We start from the raw sequence: 13,399 nt of genomic DNA, 5'->3' as shown, positions 1-13,399 counted from the left end.
GGATTTCAGGACGCGCGCGGTCAGCGGACGCCGACGCGGTTCACCGGGCCGCCGGCATTCACGCCGGCTCCGGGCGCGACGCCGACACCGGGCGCACCGACGCCGACGCCGGGGGTGACTCCCACTCCGGGGGCACCGGCGCCGGGCACGCAGCCTGCGGGATAGCCGGGCCGGGTGCAATGGACCGCTGCACGGGCCGCCGGGGCCGTGGGACGGGCGACGCAGCCCTTGGGAACGCCGACCGTCCGGCAATAGACCACGGCGCCCGCGGGAGCGGTCGTCGCGAGCGTGACGACGGCGGCGGGGGGCATCGCGGCGAGGGTTGCGGCAAGGAAAGCGGAACGTGTCAGCAGGCGCAGTCGCATGGCGGCCTCGGCATCCTTGGAAGACACCTGTGCGTGACGCCCGGGGTGACACCGCGCCGAGGTGACTTCACGTGAGCTAGGCGCCATCCTGTCTTACCGCAATGGCGATTCTTGGCCCGACTGACGTTGGGTCCTGCGGGACGATGGGGCGGAGGCGCGGGTGCCGGGGCGGCGGGTTGCGGAGCGGTCGGGTTCGGCGGTGGATTGGCTCGATGCCGCGTGCGGGGCCGAGACGCGGGCGGCGCTTGCCGCCCATCCGGCCTTCCGGCCGGCGGTGGCGCGCCTCGTCAGCGAGATCAGCGCGCTCTACAGCGGCAACCGCCTGCTCAATCGGTTGCTCAGCGATCGCGGCCGCAACATGCTGGGCCTTCTGGTTCTCTATCTCGATGCCTTGCCGCCGGCCGAGGGCGGCGGGCTGACGGCGGCGCGGATCGTCGCCCTGTGTACCGCAACCGGCCTGTGCAGCCGGGGCCGGGCGAAGGCGATGCTCGCCCTGATGCGCTGGGGTGGCTATCTGACGTCGGCGGCGCCCACCGAGGATCGACGGGTGAAGCCGCTGATCCCGCAGGAGAAGCTCGTCGCCCTCCAGCACCAGCGGTGGCGCCTCGTTTTCGAGGCCGGCAGCGCGCTCGATCCTGAACTCGCCCGGCTCGCGCCCCGCCTTTCGGATGCGGCCTTCACGCGGATGCTCGCGGTGATGCTGGGCGATGCCTTCCTCGCCGGCTTCCGCCCGGTCTCCGCGGCCCGCGAACTGGAGGATCTGGTTGATCGCGACGGCGGTCTGATGGTGCTGATCGCGCTGCTCACCGCCGAATCGGCGGGCGACGAGCCACCCTCCATCGCCAATCTCGCGCGCCGCTTCCACCTGTCGCGGGCGCATGTGCTCGATTTGCTGCGGCTCAGCGAGGAGCGTGGGCTGGTGGAGCGCGGCGCGCGCGGCACCGGCCATCTGTCCCCGCTGGGGCGGGAGGCGCTGGAGCGCTTCTTCGCCTGTATCTTCGCCGTGATGTCGGGCGCCGCCCGCGCCGCCGAGGCCCGTCTTCACGGCGCGTGAAAGCACCTTCGCCCGGAACGCCCTTTCGCTCCTGCACAATTTCCTTAAGACTAAGGTCGAAAGAGACGTGCGCCGCAGCAGCGGACGAGTCCGGGGGAAATCGGATGACGAATTTGGCACTTTCGAGCGGCATCGCGCCGCGCGCAGAGGACGTGAAGGACCAGCCGCTGCGCGACGACATCCGGCTGCTCGGCCGCATTCTCGGTGACACCGTGCGTGACCAGGAAGGCGCCGAGGTGTTCGACCTCGTGGAGCGCATCCGCCAGTTGTCCATCCGCTTTCACCGCGACGACGACCAGGCGGCCCGCGACGAGCTGGGCGGCCTGCTCGGCGCGCTGCCCGCCGACCGCTCCCTCGATACCATCCGGGCCTTCAGCTACTTTTCCCACCTCGCCAACATCGCCGAGGACCAGCACCACATCCGCCGCAACCGCGCCCACGCCATCGCCGGCTCGGCGCCGCGGGCGGGCAGCCTCGCCTATGCCTTTTCGCGTGCGGAGCAGATGGGCATCGGCCGCGAGGCACTGGCCCACTTCTTTTCCGGCGCCCGCATGAGCCCGGTGCTCACCGCCCACCCCACCGAGGTGCGCCGCAAGAGCACGCTCAACCGCGAGATGGAGATCGCCGCCGAGCTGGATCGCCGCGAGCGCGTGGTGCCCACCCCGCAGGAGCGGGAGGAGGGCGAGGAGATCCTGCGCCGCGCGGTGCTGACCCTCTGGCAGACGGCGCTGCTGCGTCGCATCAAGCTGACCGTGCTGGACGAGGTGGCGAACGGTCTCTCCTATTACGATTACACCTTCCTCACCGAGGTGCCGCGCCTCTATTGCGCCATCGAGGACCGCCTCGCCGAAGAGGGGGACGAGGTGCAGCTTCCCTCGTTCCTGCGCATCGGCAGCTGGATCGGCGGCGACCGTGACGGCAACCCCTTCGTCACTGCTCAGGTGCTGAAGGAAACCGTGCGCCTGCACCGCGACCGCATCCTCGCCCATTACGAGGAGGAACTGGTGGCGCTCGGGGCCGAGCTGTCCCTGGCCCAGCGCCTCGTGACCGTTTCCGATGCCCTCACCGAACTCGCCGCCCGCTCACCGGACCGCTCCCAGGAGCACCGGGAGGAGCCCTATCGCCTCGCCCTCGCCTACGTGCTGGAGCGCCTGCGCCAGACCGGCCGCAAGCTGCGCGGGGAGCCGCTGACGGCCGAAGGGCTTGTGCCCTATGCCACGGCGCAGGAGTTCCGTGCGGACCTCGACATCATCAGCGAGTCGCTGGTGGCAAACGGCTCGAAGGTTCTGGCGCGCGGGCGGCTGCGGCTGCTGCGCCGCGCGGCCGACTGCTTCGGCTTCCACCTCGCCTGCATCGACCTCAGACAGAATTCCGATGTCCATGAGCGCGTGGTGGCGGAACTGCTGGAGAAGGCGGTGCCCGGCAGCAACTACGCAGGCCTCGACGAGGAGGCGCGCATCGCGCTGCTGCTCAAGGAGCTGGCGACGCCCCGGCCGCTCGCCTCGCCGTTCATCGCCTATTCGGACGAGACCTGCTCGGAACTCGACATCCTGCGCGAAGCGGCCGCCGCGCACCGGGCACTCGGACGGGAGGTGATCCCCAACGCCATCATCTCCAAGGGCGAGGGCGTGTCGGACCTCCTCGAGGTGGCGCTGCTGCTCAAGGAGGTCGGCCTCGTCACCAGCGACGGGGCGGGCGGGCTCGTGAGCGAGGTGAACATCATCCCGCTGTTCGAGACCATCTCAGACCTCAAAGCCTGCGCCAAGGTGATGGACCGCGCCTTCGCCATTCCCGCCTATCGAAAGCTGGTGGAAAGCCGCGGCGCCGAGCAGGAGGTGATGCTCGGCTATTCGGACAGCAACAAGGACGGCGGCTTCGTCACCTCCGGCTGGGAACTATACAAGGCGGAGATCGGCCTCATCGAGGTATTCCGCGCACATGGGGTGCGCCTGCGCCTGTTCCATGGCCGCGGCGGATCGGTGGGCCGGGGCGGCGGGCCGAGCTACGACGCCATCCTCGCCCAGCCGGGCGGGGCGGTGAACGGGCAGATCCGCATCACCGAGCAGGGCGAGATCATCGCCTCCAAATATTCCAACCCCGATGTGGGCCGTCGCAACCTTGAGATCCTTGTCTCGGCGACGCTGGAAGCCTCCCTGCTCCAGCCGCAATACAAGGCGCCGCGCACCGAATTCCTCACCGCCATGGAGGACATCTCGGACACCGCCTTCGCCGCCTATCGCAACCTCGTCTACGAGACCGAGGGCTTCGAGGACTATTTCTGGTCCTCCACCGTCATCAACGAGATCGCGACGCTGAACATCGGCTCGCGCCCGGCCTCGCGCGCCAAGACCCGCTCCATCGAGAAGCTGCGCGCCATTCCGTGGGTGTTCTCCTGGGCGCAGTGCCGGCTGATGCTGCCGGCCTGGTACGGCTTCGGCACGGCGGTGGAGGCCTTCGTGGCGCGCCGGCCGGACTATGGCCTCTCCTTCCTCAAGGCCATGCAGCATGAATGGCCCTTCTTCCGCACGCTCCTGTCCAACATGGACATGGTGCTGGCGAAGAGTTCGCTTGCCATCGCCTCGCGCTATGCGGAGCTGGTGCCGGACGTGGAATTGCGCACCGCCATCTTCGGCCGCATCCGAGCGGAATACGAGCTGACGCTGAAGCACCTCCTCGCCATCATGGACCAGCAGAAGCTGCTGGAGGGCAACCCGCTGCTGGACCGCTCCATCCGCAACCGCTTTCCCTATCTCGATCCGCTGAACCACCTGCAGGTGGAGCTTCTGCGCCAGCACCGCGCCAGCCCCGGCGACGACAAGGTGCTGCACGGCATCCAGCTGTCCATCAACGGCATCTCGGCCGGCCTGCGCAACTCGGGCTGAGGGCGCACCTGTCCCGTTCCGGCACAGGCCGGGACGGCCGATCGGGACGCAGCGGGAACGGGGCGTGACCGAATCGGCCGCGGCCCCGTTTTCCATGTTCGTTCTCTTTGGCGGCACTTCCCCTCGACGCGGGCTCTTCCCAGCTGCGTCGCTTGGCGCTCTAATCAAAACGATTAGGGCCAAGCCCCAACACCAATAGCCCAAGGGATTTCGTATGCCCCTCACCCTCGGCGTCATCGCTGATGACTACACCGGCGCCTCCGACCTCGCGAACACGCTGTCAAAGGAGGGTGTGCGCACCGTCCAGACCATCGGCGTGCCGGATGCGGCGCTGGCCCTGCCCGATGCCGACGCGGTGGTGGTGTCGCTGAAAAGCCGGTCCATCCCGGCGGACGAGGCGGTGGCACAGTCGCTGGCGGCCTATGCGTGGCTGAAGGGGCGGGGGGCATCGCACATCCTGTTCAAGGTCTGCTCCACCTTCGATTCCACCGACGAGGGCAATATCGGCCCCGTCACCGATGCCCTGCGCGTCGCCACTGGCGCTGCCATCGTGCCGGTGACGCCGGCGTTTCCGGAGACCGGGCGCACCGTCTACATGGGCCACCTCTTCGTGGGCGGCTTGCCGTTGAATGAGAGCCCGTTGAAGGACCATCCCCTCAACCCCATGACCGATTCGGACCTGAAGCGCGTGCTCGCCCGCCAGAGCGCGGGCCGGGTCGGACTGGTGCCGCTGAAGGACGTGGCGGCGGGCGCCGATGCGGTTTCCGCGCGGCTGGAAAAGCTGGCGCTGGAAGGACGCACGGCGGCCATCGTGGATGCGGTGTTCGACCGGGATCTGGAAGCGGTGGGCATCGCGGCGGCGGCCCTGCCGCTCTCCACCGGCGCCTCGGGCCTCGGCCTCGGTCTGGCGCGGGCGCTGATCGCGGACGGGCGGATGTTGCGGCAGCAGAGCGATGGCGCGGCATTGGCGGCGGGCATCGGCGGCCCTGCGGCGGTGGTCGCGGGCAGTTGCTCGAAGGCGACGCTGGAGCAGATCGCCATCGCGGAAGGCCAGATGCCGGTGCTGCGGCTTTCCGCCGAACGCCTCGTGACCCATCCCGAGGCGGAAGTCGCCGCCGCGCTGGAGTGGGCGAAGGCGCGCCTCGCATCCGGGCCGGTGCTGATCGCCGCGAGCGGAGCGCCCGAGCAGGTGGCCGAGGTGCAGGCCCGCTTCGGCCGTCACGCGGCGGGCGTCGCCATCGAGCACGGCACGGCGGCGATTTCCGAAGGGCTGGTGGCGGCCGGGGTGCGCCGGCTGGTGCTGGCCGGCGGCGAGACATCCGGAGCAAGCGTGGACCGGCTGAAGATTCCCGCCTTCCTCGTCGGCCCCGAGATCGCTCCCGGCGTGCCCCTGCTGCGCACCGAAGGGCAACCGGGCGAACCCATGGTGCTGGCGCTGAAATCCGGAAATTTCGGCGGGCCGGACTTCTTCGCGAAGGCGCTCGCGATGATGGGTGTGGGGTGAAACGTTCGCCCGAGTAACCGGCCGAGACGCAGCATAGAAAAAGCCCGGCTGAACGGGGCAGTCCGTTCGGCCGGGCTTCGTCCGCGGGTCACGTCGCGGAGCGATCTTCAATGTGACGAATGCGGCGCTCCGCCCCCGATGGGGCGAGCCCCGGCTGAGTGCCCTCCTCAGCCGCCGTGGGCGGGGCCGGAATGGGGGTCGTTATCCGAGAACGGGCCGGAAGTGGTCGCGGCTGTGGTGTCGCGGTGCTGCTGGGCGCGCTGTTCCTGGATGGGGGAGCTGGCGGCCTGACGCTCGAGGCTCACAGGCGCGGCATTGATCGGCAGGCGGGCCTCGTCGCTGTAAGCTCCGGCGGCGACGGCGTGCGCCTCGTTGTTCAGCGCGGTCACGTATTCGTCGGCGAATGCGGAAGTCGCGGAAGCGGAAAGTCCCGTGGCAATCAACGCCGCCGCAATAATCTTCGCAGTGTTCAGGGTCTTCATGGTCTTCTTTCCTATACATCCACCAATACACGAGGTGGCGACGCGCCATGTGTGTTCGGCTTCGTCTGGTGGTGAACTTATGTATTCGGGACAGTTTCGCAAATCACGACGACGTGTGCGCTGCAATAACAAACTTGTCATCGTCATCTGCGCGAAGATCGATTTGCATTCGTGCACATGAACGCGGAATTTATCTCCGCATGGCGGAAAACGGACGCGATTTATATTGTTATCGTTTGTCTACAAACATCAGTTTTAATCTACGAATTACATTGGGTATGAATGTCATTTCGCTGATTTTATGAATATGCCAATCGTATTTTCAGCGATGTCGTAAGGGCTGAGCGCTGTAAAAAAGCCCCGGCATCTTGCGATGCCGGGGCCGGGCAGACGTGTGCGTGGTCTCGAAGCGGGTCAGGACCTGGAAGGGCTGCTTGGCCGCCTCCTATTCCCCCGGCTGGAGCGCATGAGGCTCATGAGCGGCCGGCGTGCTCCCTACGGTCCCGTGCCCGTGCTGGGTAAGCGGCCGGTTGCCCGCCAGCCCGCGCAGCATCACGTAGAACACCGGCGTCAGGAAGATTCCGAAGGCTGTCACGCCGATCATGCCGGCGAACACCGCCGTGCCCATGGCCTGCCGCATCTCCGCGCCCGCGCCGATGGAGGTGACGAGGGGCACCACGCCCATGATGAAGGCCAGCGAGGTCATCAGGATGGGCCTGAGCCTGAGCCGGCTCGCCTCGATGGCCGCCTGGATCGGCGTGCGGCCCTCGAACTCCAGCTCGCGGGCGAATTCCACGATCAGGATCGCGTTCTTCGCCGAGAGCCCCACCAGCACCACGAGGCCGATCTGGGTGAAGACGTTGTTGTCCCCGCCCGCGAGCCATACGCCGGTCATGGCGGCGAAGAGGCCTGTCGGCACGATCATGATGATGGCGAGCGGCAGAACGAGGCTCTCGTACTGCGCCGCCAGCACCAGGAAGACGAGGAAGATGGCGAGCGGGAAGACGAACACCGCCGAATTGCCGGCCAGGATATCCTGGTAGGTCAGCTCGGTCCATTCGAAGGAGAAGCCCTTGGGCAGGGTCTCCCTGGCGATGCGCTCCACCGCCTGCTGCGCCTCGCCCGAGGAGAAGCCGGGCGCTGCGCCGCCGTTGACGTCGGCGGAGAGGAAGCCGTTGTAGCGCATGGCCCGCTCCGGCCCCGCCGCCGAGCGCACCTTGAGCAGCGCGGAGAGCGGGATCATCTCGCCCGTGGCCGATCGCACCTTCAGCGTACCCACGTCCTCGGCGCGGGCGCGGAAGGGGGCGTCGGCCTGGACGCGCACCGTGTAGGTGCGGCCGAACTTGTTGAAGTCGTTCACATAGGATGAGCCGAGATAGATCTGCATGGTCTCGAACACGTCGGTGACGGCGACGTTCAGCTGGCGCGCCTTCACCCGGTCGATGTCGGCAAAGAGCTGCGGCACGTTCACCTGATAGGAGGAGAACAGTCCGGCCAGCTCCGGTGCCTGCCGGGCGGCGCCGAGGAAGGCCTTGGTGGCCTCGTCGAGGGCGGCGTAGCCGAGGCCGGCGCGGTCCTCGATCTGCAGCTTGAAGCCGCCGATGGTGCCGAGGCCCTGCACCGGCGGGGGCGGGAACATGGCAATCATCGCATCGGGGATGCCGGCGAACTTACCGTTCAGCTTCATGGCGATGGCGTTGCCGTTCAGCCCCGGGTCGCGGCGTGCCTCGAACTCGTCGAGGCCGACGAAGACGATGCCGGAATTGGACGAGTTGGTGAAGCCGTTGATGGACAGGCCCGGGAAGGCGATGGCCGACTTCACGCCCGGCTCCTTGAGGGCGATGTCGCTCATCTTGCGGATCACCTCCTCGGTGCGGTCAAGGGTGGCGCCGTCGGGCAGCTGGGCGAAGCCGACCAGATATTGCTTGTCCTGCCCCGGCACGAAGCCGGGGGGCACCGCCTTGAACAGCACGCCGGTCAGCGCCACCAGCACGATGTAGAGGCCGAGCATCAGCACCTTCTGGCCGATGACGCGGCGGACCACCCCGCCATAGGCATTGGAGCCGCGCACGAAGGCCTTGTTGAAGCCGCGGAAGAACCAGCCGAACAGCCGGTCCATGATGCGGGTGAGGCGGTCCTTCGGCGCGTCGTGGCCCTTCAGCAGCAGGGCCGAAAGCGCGGGCGAGAGGGTCAGCGAGTTGACGGCCGAGATCACCGTCGAGATGGCGATGGTGAGGGCGAACTGCTTGTAGAACTGGCCCGTGAGGCCGGTGATGAAGGCGAGCGGCACGAACACCGCGATCAGCACGAGGGCGATGGCGATGATCGGGCCGGACACCTCTTGCATGGCCTTGTAGGTGGCCTCGCGCGGGGAGAGGCCACCCTCGATGTTGCGCTCCACATTCTCCACCACGACGATGGCGTCATCCACCACGATGCCGATGGCGAGCACCAGGCCGAACAGCGTCAGCGCATTGATGGAGAAGCCGAAGACGTACATCACCGCGAACGTGCCGACGATGGAGACCGGCACCGCCAGCAGCGGGATGATGGAGGCCCGCCAGGTCTGGAGGAACACGATCACCACCAGCACCACCAGAGCGATGGCCTCCAGTAGCGTGTGGATCACCGCCTCAATGGAGGCGCGGACGAACTGGGTGGTGTCGTAGACTATGGAATAGTCCACGCCCTCCGGCATGTTCTGCTTGATCTCCTCCATCACCCGCCGTGTGTCGTCGGCGATGCGGATGGCGTTGGAGCCCGGCGCCTGGAAGATCGGCACCGCCACCGCCTGGGTGTTGTTGAGGAGCGAGCGCAGGGCATATTCCGAGGCGCCGAGCTCGATGCGCGCCACGTCCTTCAGGAGCACGATTTCGCCGTTGGCGCCGCTCTTCACGACGATATTGGCGAACTCCTCCTCGTTGGCGAGGCGGCCCTGCGCATTGATGGAGAGCTGCAAATCGAGCCCCGGCGCGCCGGGGGAGGCGCCGACCACGCCGGCCGCCGCCTGCACGTTCTGGGCGCGGATCTCGCGCACCACGTCGGCGGCGGAAAGGCCGTGCTCGGCCACCTTCTGCGGGTCCAGCCAGATGCGCATGGAATAATCGCCCGCGCCGAACAATTGCACCTGTCCCACGCCGTCGATGCGGGCGAGGCGGTCCTTCACGTTCAGCACCGCGTAGTTGCGCAGATAGGTCGTGTCGTAGCGGTTGTTGGGGGAGATCAGGTGGACGACCATGGTGAGGTCCGGCGAGGACTTCACCGTCGTCACGCCGAGACGGCGCACCTCCTCCGGCAGGCGCGGTTCCGCCTGCGAGATGCGGTTCTGCACCAGCTGCTGCGCCTTGTCCGGGTCGGTGCCGAGCTTGAAGGTGACGGTCAGCGTCATGATGCCGTCGGTGGTGGCCTGGCTCGACATGTAGAGCATGCCCTCGACGCCGTTGATGGATTCCTCCAGCGGGGTCGAGACCGTCTCGGCGATCACCTTGGGATTGGCGCCGGGATAGGTGGCGCGCACCACCACCTGCGGCGGCACCACCTCGGGATATTCCGAGATGGGCATCGCCCGCATGGCGATGAGGCCGGCGAGGAAGATGAGGACGGAGAGCACGCCGGCGAAGATTGGGCGGTCGATGAAGAATCTGGACAGGTTCATGGAACCCTCCCGCCACGCGGCGGCTGGATGAAGACGGGCGAAACGCGGAACGCGGCCGGCACCCCTGCTGCGCTGTGCGCGCGGGAATGATCCGGCAAAGGGGTGAGGGGCTGCACCGGACGAGGGGGGCGTTTACGCCCGGCGCAGCCCTCTCCCGACCCCCTCCGTGCGGGGAGGGGGCGAGACGATCTCCTGGGAGCGGTGGCCGTTCCGGCAGGGCCGGAAAGGCCGGCTTGGGTCAGTTCGTGCGGGTGGTCGCAGCGTCGCTCACCCGCATGGCGACGGGCTCGGGCGTCACGGCGGCACCGGGGCGGACCCGGTGCAGGCCGTTGACGACCACGCGCTCGCCGGCGGACAGGCCGTTGGTGACGACGCGCAGACCGTCCACGGGAGCACCGAGGGTCACCTCGCGCCACACCGCCTTGTTGGAGGCATCGACCACGAAGACGAACTTCTTGTCCTGGTCAGTGCCCACAGCGCGCTCGCTGACGAGCACGGCGGGCGCGGCCTTGGGCTGGCCCATCTCCAGCCGCACGAACTGGCCCGGCAGGAGGCGTCCGTCCGGATTGGCGAAGCGGGCGCGGACACGGACCGTGCCGGTGCGGGGATCGACCTGATTGTCCACCAGCTGCATCACGCCTTCCACCGGCGGGGTGCCCGCGGCGACGGTCATCAGCACCGGGATCTGGTCGAGCCGGTCGGCCACGTCACCACCACCGCCGAGTCCGGCGAGGGCGCGGGCGACGGTGCCTTCGTCGGCGCTGAAGCTGGCGTAGATGGGGTCCACCGAGACCAGCGTGGTGAGCACCGGCGCGCCGGGGCCGGCTGCCACCAGATTGCCGACCGTGATCTCCGACTTGCCGACGCGGCCGGAGACCGGGGCGCGGACCTTGGTGTAGGAGAGGTTGAGCTTCGCGGCAGCGAGCTTCGCCTGCGCGGCCCTGAGGCCGGCCTCGGCGGCGCGCTGTCCGTTGAGGCGCTCGTCCAGGGTGCTCTGGGAGAGCGTCTTGGTGGTGAACAGCTTCTCGCCGCGCTCCAACTCGTTGCGGGCGAGGTCGAGGCGGGCCTGGACGGAGGCGACCTGCGCCTCGGCCTCGGCCACGTCGGCCTCATAGGGCTCGGGATCGATGGAGACGAGGAGTTCGCCCTCCCGCACCAGCGCGCCTTCGCGGAAATGCACCGCCTTGATGGCGCCGGCCACGCGGGAGCGCACCTCCACCCGCTCCACCGCCTCCAGGCGACCGGAGAAGGTGTCGAACAGGCGCGCCTCGCGCTGCTCGACGGTGGCCACCGAGACCGGCACGGCCGGCGGGGCGGACGCCGCCGCGGCAGCGGGCTTGTCGGCATGGGCGCCGCCTTCCTTGGGCAGGCCGTAGAGCACGCCGAACACGGCAAGCAGCGCGGCAGTGCCGAGCAGCAGAGCCTCCCGGAGGCGGGACTTCTTCGCGGCGGCGGGCTTGGTGGAGGCGTTCTCAGCAGTCTGGGGGGTGGGAGGCGTATCGTTCGGAGCGGTCATGGGGGCAGTCCTTGGCGGTCGGTCTGTCAGAGGACGGCCGGATCGGCCTTCAGCCGACCGGTCCGTGAAGCGGGACGCGTGGAAACGAAGAAATCGCGGAACAGGTCGCGCATGGCGGTGCTCCAGGCGGCCGGTTTGGGAGCCGGACACGAGATGCTGTCGGGCCATTCGGTCGGGCCCTGAAGGATGTGCACGCAGGTCGGAACGCCGGCCGAGGCGAGCGCGTCGGCATAGCGCCGGCTCTCGTCGCACATGGGACAGTCCTCGGCGCTCACCACCAGCGCCGGCGGCAGGGCGCCGAGGCGGGAGGAGGCGAGGGGCGCGGCATAGGGATGGGCCGCCTTCTCGGGCGAGCCGAGATAGGTCTGCCAGCCATCCGCCCACTTGCAGCCGCAGCTGCCGGCATCGGCGCGGCGGATGGAGGCGGTGGCGAGGCTGGGATCGAGCATGGGCGAGACGAGGATCTGCCCGGCGATGGGAGGGGACTGCTGGTCACGCGCCATCATGGCGAGGCCGGCGGCGAGGTTGCCACCCGATTCCTCCCCCGCGAGATAGAGCGGCGCGCCGCGCCCGGCGAGGGCGGCCCGGCGGCGATAGACGTCGGTGACGGCGGCGAACAGCGCTGTCAGGGCGAAGGGGAACGGGTGCTCGCAGGCCAGCGGATAGTCCGCCGAGACCACCACCGCCCCGGCCGCCGCGAGGATGCCGGAGATATAGGCCCCGCACTCCAGATTTCCGCCGGTGAAGGCGCCGCCGTGGAGGTGGAAGACGAGTGGCGCGGACCCCTTCGCCGGACGCGCCCCATAGAGCCGCGCCGGCAGCGCGCCGGTCCCGGTCTCAAGGGTGATGGTCTCGGTGGCGGTGGTCATGATCTCGTCCCTCGCGTGAGGCCGGCGGCGGCCGCGCTCTCACGCTCTTGTGCAATGCAGTAACGATATTGGAGGGATAGAACGCGATAAACCGCCTTAACGTGACATCATTATTCACGTGACGGAACAATATGCACAGAAGGGCCTGCCCATGGACCAGCTCACGGCGATGCGCGCCTTCACCCGCGTGGTGGAAACCGGCAGTTTCACCCGGGCGTCCGACCTGCTGGTCATGCCGAAGGCAACGCTCACCAAGCACGTTCAGTCGCTTGAGGCGCATTTGCAGACACGCCTCCTCAACCGCACCACGCGGCGGGTGACGGTGACGCCGGACGGGGCGGCCTATTACGAGCGGGCGCTCGCGATCCTCCACGACATCGAGGAGCTGGACGGCTCCCTTTCTTCCGCCCAGGCGGCCCCGCGCGGCAAGCTGCGCATCGACATCTCCCCCTCGCTGGCGACGCAACTGCTGATGCCGGCGCTACCGGACTTCTTCGAGCGCTATCCCGATATCGCGCTGGATGTGGGCTGTACGGACCGGCCGGTGGACCTGCTCGGCGAGAATGTGGACTGCGTCATCCGCGTCGGCGAGATCCGCGATCCGAACCTTGTGGCGCGACGCATCGGCGTGCTGCGCTTCGTCACGGCCGCGTCGCCCGGCTATCTCGCGCGTTACGGCGTCCCGAAGCACCCCCTCGACTTCGAGGAGACGCACAAACTGATCCGCTATTTCAGCCAGCAGAGCGGCCGCTACCACCCCTTCGATTTCACCCGTGGCGACGAAGTGGTGGAGCTGACCGGGCGCTACAGCGTCGCCACCAATGACGGCAATGCCTATATCGCCGCGGCGCTGGCCGGCATGGGCGCGATCATGTCACCCACCTTTCAGGTGGAGGAGCACCTCGCCTCCGGGGCGCTGGTGCCCATCCTGCCGGACTGGGAGGCGGGCGAGATGCCCATCCATGTGGTCTACCCGCCGAGCCGCCACCTCACCAGCCGGCTGCGCGTGTTCGTGGACTGGGTGGCCGAACTCTTCGCCCGCTCCGAGGTCACCCGCCGCCGGGCGGCGTGA

At 68.4% G+C, this 13,399-nt stretch carries 9 protein-coding genes; 4 read left to right on the top strand and 5 right to left on the bottom strand.

Annotated elements, in window-relative coordinates; genetic code table 11:
* Window positions 1-20 precede the first annotated feature (20 nt).
* Complete coding sequence (locus tag ACT54R_RS09980; protein ID WP_476325843.1) at window positions 21-365, bottom strand: hypothetical protein; 345 nt, start codon at window positions 363-365, stop codon at window positions 21-23.
* 160 nt (window positions 366-525) lie between these two features.
* Here ACT54R_RS09980 and ACT54R_RS09975 point away from each other — a divergent pair, with 160 nt between their 5' ends.
* From ACT54R_RS09975 to otnK, 3 genes are all read left to right on the top strand, one after another.
* On the top strand, window positions 526-1,419 hold the full coding sequence (locus ACT54R_RS09975; RefSeq protein WP_476325841.1) for a hypothetical protein: 894 nt from the start codon (window positions 526-528) through the stop codon (window positions 1,417-1,419).
* Between the two features lie 104 nt (window positions 1,420-1,523).
* Window positions 1,524-4,301, top strand: coding sequence for a phosphoenolpyruvate carboxylase (gene ppc, locus ACT54R_RS09970; RefSeq protein ID WP_168458483.1), 2,778 nt, complete (start codon window positions 1,524-1,526; stop codon window positions 4,299-4,301).
* 214 nt (window positions 4,302-4,515) lie between these two features.
* Window positions 4,516-5,805: a 3-oxo-tetronate kinase gene (otnK, locus tag ACT54R_RS09965; RefSeq protein ID WP_476325838.1), complete on the top strand. Its 1,290-nt coding sequence runs from the start codon at window positions 4,516-4,518 to the stop codon at window positions 5,803-5,805.
* Between the two features lie 167 nt (window positions 5,806-5,972).
* Here the strand turns inward: otnK and ACT54R_RS09960 are convergent, their stop codons facing one another.
* The 4 genes from ACT54R_RS09960 to ACT54R_RS09945 all read right to left on the bottom strand — a co-directional run bounded on the left by ACT54R_RS09960 (window position 5,973) and on the right by ACT54R_RS09945 (window position 12,327).
* Window positions 5,973-6,287, bottom strand: coding sequence for a hypothetical protein (locus ACT54R_RS09960; protein ID WP_476325836.1), 315 nt, complete (start codon window positions 6,285-6,287; stop codon window positions 5,973-5,975).
* A 445-nt stretch (window positions 6,288-6,732) separates the two neighbouring features.
* Complete coding sequence (locus ACT54R_RS09955) at window positions 6,733-9,942, bottom strand: efflux RND transporter permease subunit (RefSeq protein ID WP_476325834.1); 3,210 nt, start codon at window positions 9,940-9,942, stop codon at window positions 6,733-6,735.
* A gap of 238 nt (window positions 9,943-10,180) precedes the next feature.
* Window positions 10,181-11,458, bottom strand: coding sequence for an efflux RND transporter periplasmic adaptor subunit (locus ACT54R_RS09950; RefSeq protein ID WP_476325832.1), 1,278 nt, complete (start codon window positions 11,456-11,458; stop codon window positions 10,181-10,183).
* A gap of 26 nt (window positions 11,459-11,484) precedes the next feature.
* Complete coding sequence (locus ACT54R_RS09945) at window positions 11,485-12,327, bottom strand: alpha/beta hydrolase fold domain-containing protein (protein ID WP_476325830.1); 843 nt, start codon at window positions 12,325-12,327, stop codon at window positions 11,485-11,487.
* Window positions 12,328-12,478: 151 nt separating this feature from the next.
* Here ACT54R_RS09945 and ACT54R_RS09940 point away from each other — a divergent pair, with 151 nt between their 5' ends.
* Window positions 12,479-13,399 carry a LysR family transcriptional regulator gene (locus ACT54R_RS09940; protein ID WP_168458478.1) on the top strand — a complete coding sequence of 307 codons (921 nt, stop codon included), beginning with the start codon at window positions 12,479-12,481 and terminating at the stop codon, window positions 13,397-13,399.

Source organism: Xanthobacter sp. DMC47 (assembly GCF_056313845.1).
Note: the sequence above shows the minus strand (reverse complement) of the source record. Positions and strands in the feature narration are given on the sequence as shown.